The organism is Mycobacterium innocens (genome assembly GCF_900566055.1).
GTDB classification, from domain to species: Bacteria; Actinomycetota; Actinomycetes; order Mycobacteriales; family Mycobacteriaceae; genus Mycobacterium; species Mycobacterium innocens.
Genome location: NZ_UPHQ01000254.1, coordinates 16588 through 32418, shown reverse-complemented (window position 1 = coordinate 32418; position 15831 = coordinate 16588). Strand labels below are relative to the sequence as shown.

General features: G+C 66.5%; 17 protein-coding genes and 4 pseudogenes. 13 read left to right on the top strand and 8 right to left on the bottom strand.

Features of this window, described 5'->3' with window-relative positions; genetic code table 11:
- Window positions 1-107 (top strand): annotated as a pseudogene (locus EET03_RS24605) (IS982 family transposase); the annotation flags it as partial.
- A 184-nt stretch (window positions 108-291) separates the two neighbouring features.
- On the opposite strand, the gene EET03_RS24600 reads toward EET03_RS24605, so the two are convergent.
- From EET03_RS24600 to echA20, 5 genes are all read right to left on the bottom strand, one after another.
- Window positions 292-774 carry a MarR family winged helix-turn-helix transcriptional regulator gene (locus EET03_RS24600; RefSeq protein WP_063468803.1) on the bottom strand — a complete coding sequence of 161 codons (483 nt, stop codon included), beginning with the start codon at window positions 772-774 and terminating at the stop codon, window positions 292-294.
- Window positions 775-854: 80 nt separating this feature from the next.
- A complete protein-coding gene (gene ipdC / locus EET03_RS24595; RefSeq protein WP_075544586.1) occupies window positions 855-1925 on the bottom strand; it encodes a (3aS,4S,5R,7aS)-5-hydroxy-7a-methyl-1-oxo-octahydro-1H-indene-4-carboxyl-CoA dehydrogenase in 1071 nt (356 codons plus the stop codon).
- Window positions 1922-2665, bottom strand: a complete 744-nt coding sequence (gene ipdB, locus EET03_RS24590) for a cholesterol ring-cleaving hydrolase subunit IpdB (RefSeq protein WP_099193788.1) — start codon at window positions 2663-2665, stop codon at window positions 1922-1924. The genes ipdC and ipdB overlap by 4 nt, the downstream gene beginning before the upstream one ends.
- Window positions 2666-2673: 8 nt before the next feature.
- A complete protein-coding gene (gene ipdA, locus EET03_RS24585) occupies window positions 2674-3552 on the bottom strand; it encodes a cholesterol ring-cleaving hydrolase subunit IpdA (protein WP_075544584.1) in 879 nt (292 codons plus the stop codon).
- Window positions 3549-4292, bottom strand: coding sequence for a (7aS)-7a-methyl-1,5-dioxo-2,3,5,6,7,7a-hexahydro-1H-indene-carboxyl-CoA hydrolase (gene echA20, locus EET03_RS24580; protein ID WP_063468799.1), 744 nt, complete (start codon window positions 4290-4292; stop codon window positions 3549-3551). The genes ipdA and echA20 overlap by 4 nt, the downstream gene beginning before the upstream one ends.
- 85 nt (window positions 4293-4377) lie before the next feature.
- Here echA20 and EET03_RS24575 point away from each other — a divergent pair, with 85 nt between their 5' ends.
- From EET03_RS24575 to EET03_RS30460, 4 genes are all read left to right on the top strand, one after another.
- Window positions 4378-5145 carry an SDR family oxidoreductase gene (locus tag EET03_RS24575; protein WP_244232516.1) on the top strand — a complete coding sequence of 256 codons (768 nt, stop codon included), beginning with the start codon at window positions 4378-4380 and terminating at the stop codon, window positions 5143-5145.
- A gap of 18 nt (window positions 5146-5163) precedes the next feature.
- Complete coding sequence (locus tag EET03_RS24570) at window positions 5164-6078, top strand: SDR family oxidoreductase (RefSeq protein WP_075544582.1); 915 nt, start codon at window positions 5164-5166, stop codon at window positions 6076-6078.
- A gap of 53 nt (window positions 6079-6131) precedes the next feature.
- The gene (locus EET03_RS24565; protein ID WP_075544581.1) at window positions 6132-6797 is read left to right on the top strand and encodes a hypothetical protein; all 666 of its coding nucleotides are present in this window, start codon (window positions 6132-6134) and stop codon (window positions 6795-6797) included.
- 106 nt (window positions 6798-6903) lie between these two features.
- Complete coding sequence (locus EET03_RS30460; protein WP_167470698.1) at window positions 6904-7071, top strand: hypothetical protein; 168 nt, start codon at window positions 6904-6906, stop codon at window positions 7069-7071.
- A gap of 266 nt (window positions 7072-7337) precedes the next feature.
- Here the strand turns inward: EET03_RS30460 and EET03_RS24560 are convergent, their stop codons facing one another.
- Genes EET03_RS24560 through EET03_RS24550 form a run of 3 tightly spaced genes read right to left on the bottom strand, consistent with a single transcriptional unit; the run spans window position 7338 to window position 9360 of the window.
- Window positions 7338-7793 carry a nitroreductase family deazaflavin-dependent oxidoreductase gene (locus EET03_RS24560; RefSeq protein ID WP_075544579.1) on the bottom strand — a complete coding sequence of 152 codons (456 nt, stop codon included), beginning with the start codon at window positions 7791-7793 and terminating at the stop codon, window positions 7338-7340.
- 20 nt (window positions 7794-7813) lie between these two features.
- The gene (locus EET03_RS24555) at window positions 7814-8200 is read right to left on the bottom strand and encodes a DUF8021 domain-containing protein (protein WP_063471301.1); all 387 of its coding nucleotides are present in this window, start codon (window positions 8198-8200) and stop codon (window positions 7814-7816) included.
- Window positions 8200-9360 carry a steroid 3-ketoacyl-CoA thiolase gene (locus EET03_RS24550; RefSeq protein ID WP_075544578.1) on the bottom strand — a complete coding sequence of 387 codons (1161 nt, stop codon included), beginning with the start codon at window positions 9358-9360 and terminating at the stop codon, window positions 8200-8202. The genes EET03_RS24555 and EET03_RS24550 overlap by 1 nt, the downstream gene beginning before the upstream one ends.
- Before the next feature lie 200 nt (window positions 9361-9560).
- On the opposite strand from EET03_RS24550, the gene EET03_RS24545 reads away from it, so the two are divergent.
- From EET03_RS24545 to EET03_RS24520, 8 genes and pseudogenes are all read left to right on the top strand, one after another.
- Entirely contained in the window at window positions 9561-10862 is a 1302-nt protein-coding gene (locus tag EET03_RS24545) for a cytochrome P450 (RefSeq protein ID WP_075544577.1), read from the top strand.
- Window positions 10862-11857, top strand: a pseudogene (locus tag EET03_RS24540) (acyl-CoA dehydrogenase family protein); the annotation flags it as partial. The gene EET03_RS24545 and the pseudogene EET03_RS24540, both read left to right, overlap by 1 nt.
- Window positions 11855-11971, top strand: a pseudogene (locus tag EET03_RS33140) (hypothetical protein); the annotation flags it as partial. The pseudogenes EET03_RS24540 and EET03_RS33140, both read left to right, overlap by 3 nt.
- Window positions 11969-12151, top strand: a pseudogene (locus tag EET03_RS33135) (2-isopropylmalate synthase); the annotation flags it as partial. The pseudogenes EET03_RS33140 and EET03_RS33135, both read left to right, overlap by 3 nt.
- On the top strand, window positions 12151-13314 hold the full coding sequence (fadE29, locus tag EET03_RS24535) for an acyl-CoA dehydrogenase FadE29 (protein ID WP_075544576.1): 1164 nt from the start codon (window positions 12151-12153) through the stop codon (window positions 13312-13314). The pseudogene EET03_RS33135 and the gene fadE29, both read left to right, overlap by 1 nt.
- Window positions 13311-14255 carry a bifunctional MaoC family dehydratase N-terminal/OB-fold nucleic acid binding domain-containing protein gene (locus tag EET03_RS24530; RefSeq protein ID WP_075544575.1) on the top strand — a complete coding sequence of 315 codons (945 nt, stop codon included), beginning with the start codon at window positions 13311-13313 and terminating at the stop codon, window positions 14253-14255. Before fadE29 ends, EET03_RS24530 begins: the two co-directional genes overlap by 4 nt.
- On the top strand, window positions 14252-14653 hold the full coding sequence (locus EET03_RS24525) for a MaoC family dehydratase (RefSeq protein ID WP_063471333.1): 402 nt from the start codon (window positions 14252-14254) through the stop codon (window positions 14651-14653). The genes EET03_RS24530 and EET03_RS24525 overlap by 4 nt, the downstream gene beginning before the upstream one ends.
- On the top strand, window positions 14653-15813 hold the full coding sequence (locus EET03_RS24520; protein WP_099193786.1) for a lipid-transfer protein: 1161 nt from the start codon (window positions 14653-14655) through the stop codon (window positions 15811-15813). The genes EET03_RS24525 and EET03_RS24520 overlap by 1 nt, the downstream gene beginning before the upstream one ends.
- Window positions 15814-15831: the final 18 nt, after the last annotated feature.

Here is a 15831-nt window from a genome sequence, read left to right as displayed (position 1 = left end):
TCTACGCCCGCGTCGCCCAGCGCCTCCTCGCCCTTGCCGCTGTGATCTGGCACAACTGGAAGATCAACAGCCCAGTCAAGAGGTCACTGATCGCCTACGACCACTGACCAAGGTTGGGAATTACTCATCTAGGTGTCGACCGGCTCGCGTGTGAATGACGCTCCCAGGACCGCGGTTGACGGTGGCGGGGTGACCTGCGCGATGAACCGCATGGGCGCAAGTCAGTACCCGGGCTGGTTGCTCAGTGCACACCTGGCTGCACGGTAGATGGCAGCATCCGACGGGTAACCGTTAACCGCGGTCAGACATTCGAGGATGAACTCCTGGGATGAGTCCGGCTCCGGCGGCCATGCGCTGCAAAAGCTTCCGGAGCGTGTCGCGTTCGTTGGCCGACAGTGCCGCAGATATCTCCTCGTCGAGCTCCCGACCCGATTCATCGAGAGTCGGGAGCAGGCGACGACCCTTGTCGGTCAGGGTCACCGCGAATGCCCGCCGGTCGTCGGGGTGCCGCAACCGCTTGACCAGCCGCCTGCGCTCCAGATCGTCGATGACGGTCACCATCACGTTGCGGTGGATCCCCAACCGCGCTGACAGCTGGCGCTGAGATTGACCGTCGTCGGCTGCCAGTGCCAACAGCACCGCATAGGACCGTGGTTCCACTCCGGTGGGGGCCAGTCGGCGATGGAACTCCGCATCACTATAGGAACCCAGTTGCGAGAGCAGAAACGCAATGCGTTCGTCCAACGCGGTAATGCCCAAACGACTCCCAGCCACTTATCAAGGTTAGCACCTAATTTGATCGTCAGCATGGATGATAATCATGCAATTGTGTCACGGACTGGCCGAAGATGCTTTTAGTCCGCGACCAACGCCGACGCCGCCCGCAGGTGCGCGACGGCGTCGCGCACGATCGTCTCGATCAATTCCGCGCACGACGGCAGGTCGTCGAGAATGCCCGCAACCTGGCCCGACGCCAGCACCCCGGCATCGGTGTTGCCGTCGACCAGCCCGGCCTTGAGCAGCATCGGGGTGTTGGCCGCCATCACCACCTGCGACCAGGTCAATTCCTTGCCGTGGCGCATGGCCAGGCCGTCGCGGATCATCGATCGCCAGCTCATCTGCGACATCTTCTTGAATTTGGCGGCGTTTCGCACCGCAGCGGTGAAACCCCTTACCCGCGACCCGCTTTCCAGCTTCTCGACCAGACCGGTGCGCAGCACCCGGTGCGGCATGCCGTCGACGCGGGTGGTGACGACGGTGCCGTCCAGTGCGGCCTGAAGATAGCGCTGTTTCACCGCGTCGGGCACGGTGGAATCCGACGTCAGCAGAAACCGGGTGCCCATAGCAACCCCAGCCGCGCCGTACGAAAGTGCTGCGGCCAGCCCGCGCCCGTCGAAGAAACCGCCCGCGGCGATCACCGGGATGCCGGTGCCCTGCACGGCGTCCAGGACCGACGGCAGCAGCAGCGTGGTCGCCACCGGTCCGGTGTGGCCGCCACCTTCGCCGCCCTGCACGATCATCGCGTCGGCACCCCAGGCCGCGACCTTGCGGGCGTGTTTGGCCGCGCCGATCGACGGGATGACCACCGCGCCGGCCTCTTTCAGCCGGGCGATCAGCTCGGGTTTGGGCGCCAGGGCGAAGGAGGCGACCTTGACGCCCTCGCGGATCATCAACTCGACGCGCTCCGGCGCGTCGGCGGCGTCGGCGCGGATGTTGACCCCGAACGGCTTGTCGGTGGTGGCCTTGACTTTGCCGATGGCCGTCGCCAATTCGTCCAGGGTCATGGTGGCCGACGCCAGGATGCCGAGGCCGCCCGCGTTCGCCGTGGCCGACACCAGTCGGGCTCCGGCCACCCAGCCCATGCCGGTCTGCACCACCGGATGCTCGACGCCGACCAGCTCGGTCAGCGGGGTGCGCAACCTCACGATCGAATTTCCCTGTCGCGCAGCGACTTCGGGTCGATGGCCGCGCGGATCAGCTGCAGCTCGTCATCGGTCGGCAGCCGGGATTCGCCGGCGTCGCCGAGACCGTGCACCTCGAACGAGGTGGCCTCGCGGACGTCGTCGGGCGATACACCGGGGTGCAGGGACACCGCGCGCATGGTGTGGTCCGGGCCGCCGAAGTCGAACACGCCGAGGTTGGTCACCACCCGGTAGACGTTGACGAACCGGAATGCCGGATTGCCGGGGTCGACCTTGTCGTAGCCGATGCCGGAGACCACGTCGACGGCGTCGACGAATACCCGCTTCGAGTGATTGCCGACCCAGTAACTGGTGGCGTGATTGATGGTGTTGCCGGGCGAACCGCGGACCCCGAACATCTGACGGGTCGGGTGCTGCAGCGGCCCGAACGCCGAGATGTTCTGATTGCCGTAGCGGTCAACCTGATTGGCGCCCATCACCACATGCCGTCGGCCCCAGGCCAGCGTCTCGAACACCCGGCCGAACGGCATCCAGCCTTCGACGGCGCCGGTCTTGCCGAGCGGCGGGGTGTCGGCGAGCAGCTGCGCCTCGCCGTCGGTGAGCAGGATGTCCGGGGAGAAGGTCAGCCGCGCCAGCCGCGCCCCGACCGAGGCCATGGTGGTCATCGGACTGACCATGATCTCGCCCGCGTCCCGGAACAATTCGGCGCAGGCGACCGCGCAGACGTCGGCTCGACTGATCACTTCTCCTGTCATGAAGATGCTCCAAACGCGCGTACCGCGGCCTGGTAGTCGTCCTCGCCGCCGGAAAGGTAGGTGGCGACGAACTGCCGCCAGCCGTCCTCGGTCGACGCCGCCTCGGCATAGTGCCGCTGGAATTTCTCGTCGCGGCCGTAATCCGGTGCGGTGGTGGTGAAGTGGGCCCCGCCGGGTGCTTCGACCACTGCGTCGACCATCATCCGGTTGACCAGCAGGGCCTGCGGTGGAACGGCTTTGACCAGCTCCTCGGTGCAGACGATGCGCTCGACCGACAGGAACCGCTTCTCGGCGGCCATCAGAAAGAGGTCGTCGAAGTAGGGGTCGATGCCGGTGTAGGCCGCATTGCCGTGGCAGTCACCGAGATTGAGGTGGGCGAAGGCGGCGTCCAGGCGCAGCGCCGGCATGGCGATGAGGGTTTCGTGGCCGCCCCCGGGGGCCGGGTAGGGACTGGTCACGGTGGCCAACTCGCCCTCCCAGAAGTCAGGAACCGAGCTGCCCAGGCCGGCGCGGATCGGCAGGAATGGCAGCCGCTGGGCGGCCGCCTGCAGCCCGCACCGCAGCATGCCTTCGTCCATTTCTCGGGCTTCGATGGCGCCGCTGGTCCGGGCCTTGGCGAACCAGGGGTCGTAGAAGGGCGGCGAGTCCAGCGAGACGAACCCGTAGTAGACGCGCCGGACCTTGCCGGCCGCACACAGCAGTCCGAGGTCGGGTCCGCCGTAGGTGACCACCGTGAGGTCGGTGACATCGCTGCGCAGTATGGCGCGCACCAAAGCCATGGGTTTGCGCCGCGAACCCCAGCCGGCGATGCCGATGGTCATGCCGCTGCGCAACTGCGCGACGGCTTCGTCGAGCGTGGTTCTCTTGTCGCTCATGACTTCTTCACGAACGCGTCGCGGTGCTCGTCGGACACCCCCGCCAGGTTGAGCTCGAAGGTAAAGCCTTGTTCCATGCGGTAACTCGAGTTGACCCGTTGCACGTCGATGAAGTTCAGCGCCTCCTTGGCGGCGCGGATGACCCGGGTGTCCTTGGCGGCGATGTCACGCGCCACCCGTAGGGCCGCCTCGTCGAGTTCGGCGCGGGGCACCACCTCGTGCACCGAGCCGAAGTGATGCAACGTGGCGGCGTCCACCGTGGTGGCGGTGAAGAACAGCCGCCGCATCATGTGCTGCGGCACCAGCCGCGACAGATGGGTGGCGGCACCGAGCGCGCCGCGTTCCACCTCCGGCAGCCCAAATCTGGCGTCGTCGGAGGCCACGATGACGTCGGAGTTGCCGACCAGGCCGATGCCGCCGCCCACACAGAATCCGTTGACGGCGGCGATTACCGGCACCGCGCATTCGTAGACGGCGCGGAACGCGGCAAAGCAGCCGCGGTTGGCGTCGATCAGCGCGGTGAACCCTTCCGTCCGCTGCATTTCCTTGATATCCACACCGGCGTTGAAGCCGCGGCCCTCGGCGCGCAGGATCACCGCGTGGGTGTCGGGGTCGGCGCCCGCGGCCGTGATGGCCTCGGCGAGTTCGAACCAGCCGCGTGACGGGATGGCGTTGACGGGCGGGTAGTCGACGGTGACCGCGACTATGCCCGGCTCGAGGGTGGCGGATGTGATCGTCAATTGGCACTTCCTGTCGGGAACCCGGGTACCTGAGCAAGCACTTGCTTGGTACGCTAGCACAGTGACCCGTGCCGAAGGAGGCCCGCTGGCTGGCGAAGCCATCAATCTAGGTCTGGCCGGGCGGGTGGTGTTGGTGACCGGCGGCGTTCGCGGGGTAGGCGCCGGCATCAGCGCGGTCTTCGCCGAACAGGGCGCGACCGTCATCACCTGCGCACGACGAGTCGTCGAAGGCCTGCCGTATGAGTTCCGCGCCTGCGACATTCGCGACGAGGACTCGGTCGGCCGGATGATGGGCGCCATCGCGGAACGCCACGGCCGCCTCGACGTGTTGGTCAACAACGCGGGAGGGTCGCCGTACGCCCTGGCGGCCGAGGCCACACACAACTTTCACCGCAAGATCGTCGAGCTCAATGTGCTTGCGCCGCTGCTCGTTTCGCAGCAGGCTAACGCCCTGATGCAAAAGCAGGAGCGCGGCGGGGCGATCGTGAACGTCTGCAGTGTCAGCGGTCGGCGTCCCACTCCGGGGACCGCCGCATACGGGGCGGCCAAGGCCGGGCTCGAAAACCTCACTGCCACACTGGCAGTGGAATGGGCTCCGCAGGTCCGGGTCAACGCGGTGGTGGTCGGCATGGTCGAGACCGAACAATCCGAGCTGTTCTACGGAGACGCCGAGTCGGTTGCCCGCGTCGCGGCCACCGTGCCATTGGGCCGACTGGCAAAACCCACCGACGTCGGTTGGGCCGCAGCGTTTTTGACGTCCGATGTGGCTTCGTATATCAGCGGCGCCACGCTGGAGGTGCACGGCGGCGGCGAGCCGCCGCCGTATCTGGCCGCCTCGAGCGCCAACAAGTAACCAGTAAGGAGCAAAGGTATGGGCCTGGTTGACGGCCGTGTCGTCATCGTCACCGGAGCGGGCGGCGGGATCGGTCGCGCGCATGCGCTGGCCTTCGCGGCCGAGGGCGCGCGCGTGGTGGTCAACGACATCGGGGTGGGGCTGGACGGTTCGCCCGCGAGCGGCGGCAGCGCGGCGCAGGGCGTGGTCGACGAGATCACCGCGGCCGGTGGCGAAGCCGTCGCCAACGGATCTGACGTCTCGGACTGGAACCAGGCGGCCGGCCTGATCCAGACCGCCGTCGACACGTTTGGCGGCCTGGACGTCCTGGTCAACAACGCCGGCATCGTGCGCGACCGGATGATGGCCAACACCAGCGAGGAGGAGTTCGATGCCGTCATCGCCGTGCACCTCAAGGGCCACTTCGCCACGATGCGGCACGCCGCGTCATATTGGCGGGGACTGTCCAAGGCGGGCAAAGCCCCGGAAGTCATTGACGCCCGGATCATCAACACCAGCTCCGGTGCGGGCCTGCAGGGCAGCGTCGGGCAGGGGAACTACAGCGCGGCCAAGGCGGGCATCGCGGCGATGACGCTGGTCGGCGCCGCGGAGATGGGCCGCTACGGCGTCACCGTCAATGCCATCGCGCCGTCGGCCCGTACTCGCATGACCGAGACCGTCTTTGCCGAGATGATGGCCAAGCCGGAGGAGGGTTTCGACGCGATGGCGCCGGAGAACATCTCCCCGCTGGTGGTGTGGCTGGGCAGCGCCGAATCCCGCGACGTCACCGGGAAGGTGTTCGAGGTCGAGGGCGGCGTCATCCGGGTCGCCGAGGGCTGGGCGCACGGCCCGCAGGTCGACAAGGGCGCGCGATGGGATCCCGCCGAGTTGGGGCCCGTCGTCGCCGACCTGCTGGCGAAGTCGCGGCCACCGGTTCCGGTTTACGGGGCCTGACTGAGTTTTAGGCGGTACGGCCCGACTACCCGGCCCGCGCTATTTTGCTTCGCATGGATGAACCCGTGGCACGATCGCTCGGCGAGATGGCTCGCTCCGGCGGCATCTCGGCCGTCTTTTGCGCCGGCGCCTCCCCGCTGGGCCACCGGTGGGAGCTCCGCGGAACCGATAACGTTCTGCTGGCCCGTACCGCCCGAGTGCACAGCGGCGGCAAAGCCGCGCAGAAGTTCTGGAAGCTGGTGACTTTGACGGGCATGGATGTCGGCAATGACATCCACGTCGAGGTGCGCGGAGCGGGTGGCGCGGTCTTGGCTCGGATCAGCTCGATCAACGACGAGCCGGCTCCAGTGACGCTCAGTGATTCCGACCGGCGGCAAATCGCCAAGACTGTCCGCAAAAAGGACGATGTGACCGTATTCGGGTCCGACGACAGCGTGCTCGCTCACCTGGTCTGCGACGGCGATGGGGCCTGGCCGGTGCTCGACAGCGCAGCCGTTGTGGTGGGCCAGCTGATTGGCGGCGAGCCGGGACCGTCGCTCAGGCCGGAGCTTCTCGAGTCGTTGTTGTTCCCCCGGGAAGCGATCAATTCGGCGGCGTACAAGCAGAGCCAGCATCTGGGGTTGCGCCGGGTGACGCGCTACACGTTTCTGCCGGCGACCGGGAATACGCCGTCGTTGCCGCTGGCGTTGCTTCCGTTGATGGCCGGACTCACCTACTGAGTTATTCGCAGCCGCAGTACCTACGAGAAGCCGGGAAATCCTGGCGAAGTCCAGGACGCGCTGCTTTCAACCGCGATACGGTGCGTCCTTACCGACCATGTCGCGGGTGCTCGGACACCAGCAGGGATGTCATGACCCATCGGGAAACGCCGGCGTCGGCGGGTCCGGCGGACCAGCAACGGGATTCGGGCCCACCAAGGTCGGCGGGGCCGGCGGGACCGGTGGCACCGGAGGAAACTTGTTGGGCGTCAACGGTTTTGACGGGTTGACGTAGCCGGCCGGTTGCCGCCGCGAGGTTCCTTGTCCGGGTGCTCGACCCGCCCCGACACCGCGCACGGCTGCGGTTGTCGCGGGTAGCTGGGCACAACGAATGTCCTTGGCGCAGGGAACTTCTGCGGCGCAGGTGACTATGACGTGCCCCAGAAGGCGCACCCGTCACAGCCGGCGCCGTGGTCGTCGGCACGGCCAGGACCGCGTTGACTCATTAAAAATGCCCACCTCAACGCGACAACCGGCCGATGCGGCCGGCAGCGCCGGTCGCTACGGCTCGCAGACCACGATCGGGATGGTCCGATCGGTCCAGGACTGATAGTCCTCGTAGGTCGGATACATGTCGACCAACTGCCGCCAGTACTTGGCGCGCTCTTCGTCCGTGGCGTCGCGCGCGGTGAGATCGAGAACTTCCCTTTTGATCTGCACCTGCACCTTAGGGTCGGCCTTGAGGTTCAGATACCACATGGGATTCTTGTCGGCGCCGCCCTTGGAGGCGGCGACAACTACCCGGTCGCCGTCGCGCAGGAAGTACAGCGGACTGACCCGCGGCTGGCCGGTCTTGCGGCCGGTGGTGGTCAGCAGAGCAACCGGGATCTTCTGGAAGGTGCCACCGAGACCCTCGCCACCGTTGCGCCGGTACATCCAGGTATTGAGGCGCGACATCCACTTGATCAGAAAGTCGGTGAACGGCGAATTCAGATACCTCGGCGGCGACTTCGGCATGACGACATCCTACGGGCGTGCTACCGCTGAATAAACGGGCGAAAGCGCACGACGATGTGCGCGATCTCGGCCTTCCCGCTGGCGCTATCGGCGGGAATCACGAACGTCTCGTTGACCCGTGAGGCGATCCGCCGGCCGGCGAACGCGGCCTTGGTCAGCACGTCGTAGGTCGCATGCACCTCGTCGCCGACGATGCGATAGTCCGGTGGTGTCGCATCGGCGATCACCCGGTACTGAAGTCCGCGGTTGAGGCTGCGCCGCAGGTGAGCGCCGGAAAACCCGTTCTTGACACCCTGCTCGACCCGGGTGCAGCCGGGCGCGAACGGCACCTTGTCCGCATCATGGCTGACCAGTGCGTCGATGTAGGCCTGCGCCGCGGCGATGCGGTCTTCGTCGGAGAGCACCATCAGATTCGTTCGATGATGGTCCCGGTGGACAGCGCACCGCCGGCGCACATGGTGATCAGCGCGGTGCTTCGGTCCGTGCGCTCCAGCTCGTGCAATGCGGTGGTGATCAGCCGGCTGCCGGTGCACCCCACCGGATGGCCCAAGGCGATCGCGCCGCCGTTGACGTTGACCCGGTCCATGTCCGGCTCGTGGACCCGCGCCCAGGACAGCACCACGGAGGCGAACGCCTCGTTGATCTCGGTGATGTCGATGTCGCCCATCTTCATGCCGGCCTTTTCGAGCACCTTCGCCGTCGACTGCACCGGACCGTCGAGGTGGTAGTAGGGCTCGGCGCCGACGAGCGCCTGGCTGACGATCCGCGCGCGCGGCTTCAAGCCGAGTGCCTTGGCTTTGTCTTCGTCCATCCACAACACTGCGGCCGCGCCGTCGGAGATCTGCGATGATGTGCCCGCGGTGTGAATGCCGCCTTCCAGCACCGGTTTCAGCTGGCTCAGCCCCTCCATGGTGGTGTCCCGCAGGCCTTGGTCGCGGCCGACCATATGGCGCTCGCTGGTGGGTTGCTTCTGCTCGTCGAGCACCGGCGCCTCGATGGGCGAGATCTCTCGGTCGAAACGGCCCTCGTCCCAGGCGCGCTTGGCGCGCAACTGCGACTGGAACCCGAAGGCATCGATGTCCTCGCGGGTGATGCCGCGTCGCTTGGCGATTCGCTCGGCGGCCTCGAACTGGTTGGGCATGTCGATGTCCCACGACTCCGCCCGCCAGTTGCGGTCCGGCCCCGCGTTGGCCCCCAGGCCGACCCGGCTCATCGCCTCGATGCCGCAGGCGATGCCGACGTCGATCGCGCCGGCTGCGATCAGCCCGGCGATCAGGTGATTGGCCTGCTGCCCGCTGCCGCACTGACAGTCGACGGTGGTGGCGCCGACGTGGTCGGGCAATCCCGCGGTCAACCACGCGGTGCGGCTGATGTTGTTGGACTGCTCCGCGAATTGGGTCACGCAGCCGCCGATGACCTGTTCGATATCTCCCGCATCGATCCCGGCCTTGTGCACCAGTGCCTTCTGCACCGCTCCGAGCAGCTCGGTCGCGTGCAGACCTGACAGCCACCCATTTCGCTTGCCGATCGGGCTGCGTGTGGCCTCGACGATTACCGGGTTACCCATGGAGCCAGGCTAGAACACGTTTCATTACTATGACAAGCGACGATGCGTCGGTGCCTTTTGTATGCGGTGGAGGCATGTTTTACTGGCAATAGAGCATCACTAGGACAGCTAGTGTCCTTGGATCGCCAGGCGCGAGCTAGCGCACGTTAGCGCAAGTTGGCGCACGTTGGTCAGCGAAGACTGCAGTTAGGAGAACTACCGTGCCTTGTCCCGATCTTCCTCCCGGGTTCGATTTCACCGACCCGGACATCTATTCCGAACGGCTTCCGGTCGCCGAGTTCGCCGAACTGCGGGCGTCCGCGCCGATCTGGTGGAACGAGCAGGCACCCGGCCACGGCGGCGGCTATCACGACGGCGGCTTCTGGGCGATCACCAAGCTCAAGGATGTCAAGGAGGTATCGCGGCGCAGCGACGTGTTCTCCAGCTGGGAGAACACCGTGATCCCGCGGTTCCACAATGACATCGCCCGCGAGGACATTGAGGTGCAGCGGTTCGTCATGCTCAACCAGGACGCGCCCCACCACACCCGGTTGCGCAAGATCATCTCGCGCGGGTTCACGCCGCGGGCCATCGGACGCCTGGAGGCCGAACTCAGCGAACGTGCTCACAAGATTGCCAAAGCGGCAGCAGCCGAGGGTTCCGGCGACTTCGTCGAGCAGGTGTCGTGTGAGCTACCGCTGCAGGCCATCGCGGGTCTGCTGGGCGTGCCGCAGGAGGATCGCGGGAAGCTGTTCCACTGGTCGAACGAGATGACCGGCACCGAAGACCCGGAATTCGCGCATGTCGACCCGAAGGCGTCCTCGGTGGAGTTGATCAGCTACGCGATGAAGATGGCCGAGGACAAGGCCAAGAATCCGGGCGACGACATCGTGACGCAGCTGATCGAGGCCGACATTGACGGCGAAAAGCTCTCCGACGACGAGTTCGGTTTCTTCGTGGTGATGCTCGCGGTGGCCGGCAACGAGACCAGTCGCAATTCCATCACCCAGGGCATGATGGCGTTCGCCGACTACCCCGAGCAGTGGGAGCTGTACAAGAACGAGCGTCCGGAGACCGCCGCCGACGAGATCGTCCGCTGGGCCACTCCGGTCACCTGTTTCCAGCGGACCGCGCTGCAGGACTACGAGTTGTCCGGTGTGCAGATCAAGAAGGGCCAGCGGGTGGTGATGTTCTACCGCTCGGCGAACTTCGACGAAGAGGTCTTCGAAGACCCCTACACGTTCAACATCTCGCGCAACCCCAACCCGCACGTGGGTTTCGGCGGCACCGGCGCGCACTATTGCATCGGAGCCAACTTGGCCCGGCTGACCATCAACCTGATGTTCAACGCTATCGCCGACCACATGCCGGACCTGACGCCGATCTCGGCTCCGCAGCGGTTGCGGTCCGGCTGGCTCAACGGCATCAAGCACTGGCAGGTCGACTATGCCGGCAAGTGTCCGGTAGCCGCCAGTACGCCCAGTGCGGTGACGGGCGGCGTCTCGAGTTCCGTGGCGCGGTAATGGACTTCGATCTCACCGCGGAACAGCAGGCGGTTGCCGACGTGGTCACGTCGGTGCTGCAGCGGGATACCTCCTGGGCTGCGCTGGTCGACGGCGGAGTGACGGCATTGCCGGTCCCGGAACGCTTCGGCGGCGACGGCGTCGGGCTGCTCGAGGTGGGGACCGTGCTGACCGAAGCCGGGCGGCACGGTGCCGTCACACCGGCACTGGCAACGCTGGGCCTCGGTGTGGTGCCGCTGCTCGATCTGGCCACCGATGAGCAGCAGGACCGTTACCTGGCCGGGGTCGCCAAGGGGTCGGTGCTGACCGCGGCGGTCAACGAGCCGGGCGCCCCGCTGCCCGACCGGCCGTCGACGAGTTTGGTGGGCGGCTGGTTGTCGGGCACCAAGATTGGTGTGGGGTATGCCGGGCAGGCGGACTGGATGGTCGTTACCGCCGACAATGCGGTCGTGGTGGTGTCACCGAAAGCCGAGGGGGTGCAGCTGGTGCGCACGCCGACGTCGAACGGTTCAGATGAGTACACGGTGACATTCAGCGACGTGGCGGTTGCCGAATCCGACGTTCTGGTGGGCGCTTCGGCGCACCGGATCAACCAGCTGGCTTTGGCGATGGTGGGTGCGTATGCCGACGGGCTGGTGGCTGGTGCGCTGCGGCTTACTGCCGACTACGTGGCCAACCGCAAGCAGTTCGGCAAGCCACTGTCTACTTTCCAGACCGTGGCCGCGCAGCTCGCCGAGGTCTATATCGCTTCGCGCACCATCGATCTGGCGGCCAAGTCGGTGATCTGGCGATTGGCCGAAGGTCGTGACGCCGATGACGACCTCGACGTGTTGGGGTATTGGTTGACGTCTCAGGCGCCGCCGGTGATGCAGATCTGTCATCACCTGCACGGGGGTATGGGAATGGACATCACCTATCCGATGCACCGGTATTACTCCACGATCAAAGACCTGACCCGGTTGCTGGGCGGGCCGTCGCACCGTCTCGAGCTCGTGGCGATCGCGAGCGCGGCGCAGCCGGGCGCGGCGGGTCGCCACGCAGACGACCCCGTGGCGATCGCAAGCGCGGCGCAGCCGGGCGCGGCGGGTCGCCACGCAGACGACCCTGTGGCGATCGCGAGCGCGGCGCAGCCGGGCGCGGCGGGTCGCCACGCAGACGACCCCGTGGCGATCGCAAGCGCGGCGCAGCCGGGCGCGGCGGGTCGCCACGCAGACGACCCCGTGGCGATCGCGAGCGCGGCGCAGCCGGGCGCGGCGGGTCGCCACGCAGACGACCCCGTGGGAGCGTAATGTTCATCGACCTGACTCCCGGGCAGCGGCAGCTGCAAACCGAGATACGGCAATACTTTTCGAAGTTGATCTCGCCCGACGAGGCCAAGGAGATGGAGAAGGACCGGCATGGCGCCGCATATCGCGCGGTGATCCGGCGGATGGGCCGCGACGGCATGCTCGGCGTCGGGTGGCCGAAGGAGTTCGGCGGCCACGGTTTTGGCCCGATCGAGCAGCAGATCTTCGTCAACGAGGCGCATCGGGCCGACGTGCCGCTGCCCGCGGTGACGCTGCAGACCGTCGGCCCCACCCTGCAGGTGTACGGCAGCGAGCTGCAGAAGAAGAAGTTCCTGCCGGCGATCCTGGCCGGCGAGGTGCACTTCGCGATCGGCTACACCGAACCCGAAGCGGGCACCGACCTGGCGTCGTTGCGGACCACCGCGGTGCGTCAGGGCGACGAGTACATCGTCAACGGCCAGAAGATCTTCACCACCGGCGCTCATGACGCCGACTACATCTGGCTGGCGTGTCGCACCGACCCGGAAGCCGTCAAGCACAAAGGCATTTCGATTTTGATCGTCGACACCAAGGATCCGGGCTACTCGTGGACTCCGATCATCTTGTCCGACGGCGCCCACCACACCAACGCCACGTACTACAACGACGTGCGGGTGCCGGTCGACATGCTCGTCGGTGCGGAGAACGGCGGCTGGCGGCTGATCACCACCCAGCTCAACAACGAGCGGGTGATGCTGGGCCCGGCCGGCCGCTTCGCCAGCATCTACGACCGGGTGCACGCCTGGGCGTGCCAGCCGGGCGCCGACGGGGTCGCACCGATCGACCACGACGACGTCAAGCGCGCGCTCGGTGAGATCCACGCGACCTGGCGGATCAACGAGTTGCTCAACTGGCAGGTGGCGGCCGCCGGCGAGGACATCAACGTGGCCGATGCCGCGGCGACGAAAGTATTTGGCACCGAACGTGTTCAGCGTATCGGTCGACTCGCAGAGGAGATCGTTGGCAAATACGGGAACCCCGCCGAACCGGACACCGCCGAGCTGCTCGAGTGGCTGGACTCGCAGACCAAACGCAATCTGGTGATCACCTTCGGCGGCGGCGTCAACGAAGTGATGCGCGAGATGATCGCCGCATCGGGCCTCAAGGTGCCGAGGGTGCCCCGATGACCGATATCCGCGAAGCCATCACGCAGATCACGGCGGCCGGCAGCAGTAAGCCGCGCGCCGCCCGGGATCCGGTTAACCAGCCGATGATCAACAACTGGGTTGAGGCCCTCGGCGACCGCAACCCGATCTACGTCGACGACGACGCCGCCCGGGCCGCCGGCCACCCGGGAATCGTCGCGCCCCCGGCGATGATCCAGGTCTGGACGATGTACGGCCTGGGCGGGCAACGCCCCAAGGACGATCCATTGGGTCCGGTCATGAAGCTGTTCGACGAGGCCGGCTATATCGGTGTGGTTGCCACCAACTGTGAGCAGACCTATCACCGGTATCTGCGACCCGGCGAGCACGTCACCATCACCGCCGAGCTCGGTGACGTCGTCGGACCCAAGCAGACCGCCCTCGGCGAAGGTTGGTTCATCAACCAGCACACCGTCTGGCGCGTCGGCGACGAGGACGTCGCCGAGATGGATTGGCGCATTTTGAAGTTCAGGCCCGCAGAATCCACGTCATCGGTGCCCGACGATCTGGACCCCGATGCGATGATGCGGCCGTCGTTGTCGCGTGACACCGCGTTCTTCTGGGAAGGCGTTGCGGCTCACGAGCTGCGCATCCAACGGCGGCCCGACGGTAGCCTGCAGCATCCGCCGGTTCCGGCGGTGTGGCAGGAGCCTTCCGTGCCGATCGACTACGCAGTGTCCAGCGGTCGCGGCGCGGTGTTCAGCTTCGTGGTGCATCACGCGCCGAAGGTGCCCGGCCGCACCCTGCCTTTCGTGATTGCGCTGGTTGAGCTCGAGGAAGGCGTGCGCATGCTGGGTGAGCTGCGCAACGTCGACCCGTCACGGGTGGAGATCGGAATGCCGGTTCGGGCAATGTATATCGATTTCCCGGCTGGTGCCTCCGGCCCGGAATGGACGCTGTACGCCTGGGAGCCGGACGCATGAGCGCCCCGGTTGTGGCGGTGGGCGCGCAGCTGCCCGAGCTGAAACTGTATGGCGACCCCACGTTCATCATCTCGACGGCGTTGGCCACCCGTGACTTTCAGGACGTACACCATGATCGGGACAAGGCACAGGCCAAGGGCTCCAAGGACATTTTCGTCAACATCCTCACCGATACCGGACTGGTGCAGCGTTACGTCACCGACTGGGCGGGGCCGTCGGCGCTGATCAAGTCGATCGGGTTGCGGCTGGGGGTGCCGTGGTACGCCTACGACACGGTCACGTTCTCCGGCGAGGTGACCGCGGTGGCGGACGGGCTGATCACGGTTAAGGTACTGGGCCGCAACAGCCTTGGGGATCATGTGATCGCAACGGTGAAGCTGACGATGGGGGATGGCTAGTGTTGTCCGGTAAGGCCGCCGTCGTCGGCATCGGCGCCACCGATTTCTCCAAGGACTCCGGCCGCAGCGAATTGCGTTTGGCGGCAGAGGCGGTGCTGGATGCGTTGGACGATGCCGGCTTGAGTCCGGCGGACGTCGACGGCTTGACCACGTTCACGATGGACACCAACACCGAGATCGCGGTGGCGCGCGCGGTGGGCATCGGCGAGCTGACGTTCTTTTCCAAGATCCACTATGGCGGCGGTGCCGCCTGCGCGACCATCCAGCAGGCGGCGATGGCCGTCGCGACCGGGGTAGCCGACGTGGTGGTCGCATACCGGGCCTTCAACGAGCGGTCCGGTATGCGGTTCGGCCAGGTGCAGACGCGGCTGACGGAAAACGCCGACTCGACCGGGGTCGACAATTCGTTCTCCTACCCGCACGGGCTTTCAACACCAGCGGCACAGGTCGCCATGATCGCCCGGCGCTACATGCACCTGTCCGGCGCAACCAGCCGCGACTTCGGCGTGATCTCGGTGGCCGACCGCCGGCACGCCGCGAACAACCCGAAAGCCTACTTCTATCAGAAGCCGATAACCATTGAGGACCACCAGAGTTCGCGGTGGATCGCCGAGCCGTTGCGGTTGCTGGACTGCTGTCAGGAGACCGACGGGGCGGTGGCGATCGTGGTGACGTCGGCTGAGCGCGCGCGGGACCTCAAGCAGCGGCCCGCGGTCATCGAGGCGGCGTCGCAGGGGTCGAGCCCGGACCAGTACACGATGGTCAGCTACTACCGGCCCGAGCTCGACGGTCTGCCCGAGATGGGTCTGGTGGGCCGGCAGCTGTGGGCGCAGTCGGGACTGTCGCCGGCCGACATTCAGACCGCGGTGCTCTACGACCACTTCACCCCGTTCACGCTGATTCAGTTGGAGGAGTTGGGATTTTGTGGCCGCGGTGAAGCCAAAGATTTCATCGCCGACGGCGCGATCGAGGTGGGTGGACGGCTGCCGATCAATACCCACGGTGGCCAGCTCGGTGAGGCCTACATCCACGGAATGAACGGCATCGCCGAAGGTGTGCGGCAGCTGCGCGGCACCTCGGTGAATCCGGTGCCTGGCGTCGAGCACGTGCTGGTCACCGCGGGGACGGGCGTGCCGACGTCCGGGCTGATTTTGGGGTAGAGCGTGGGGGAGCCGTCG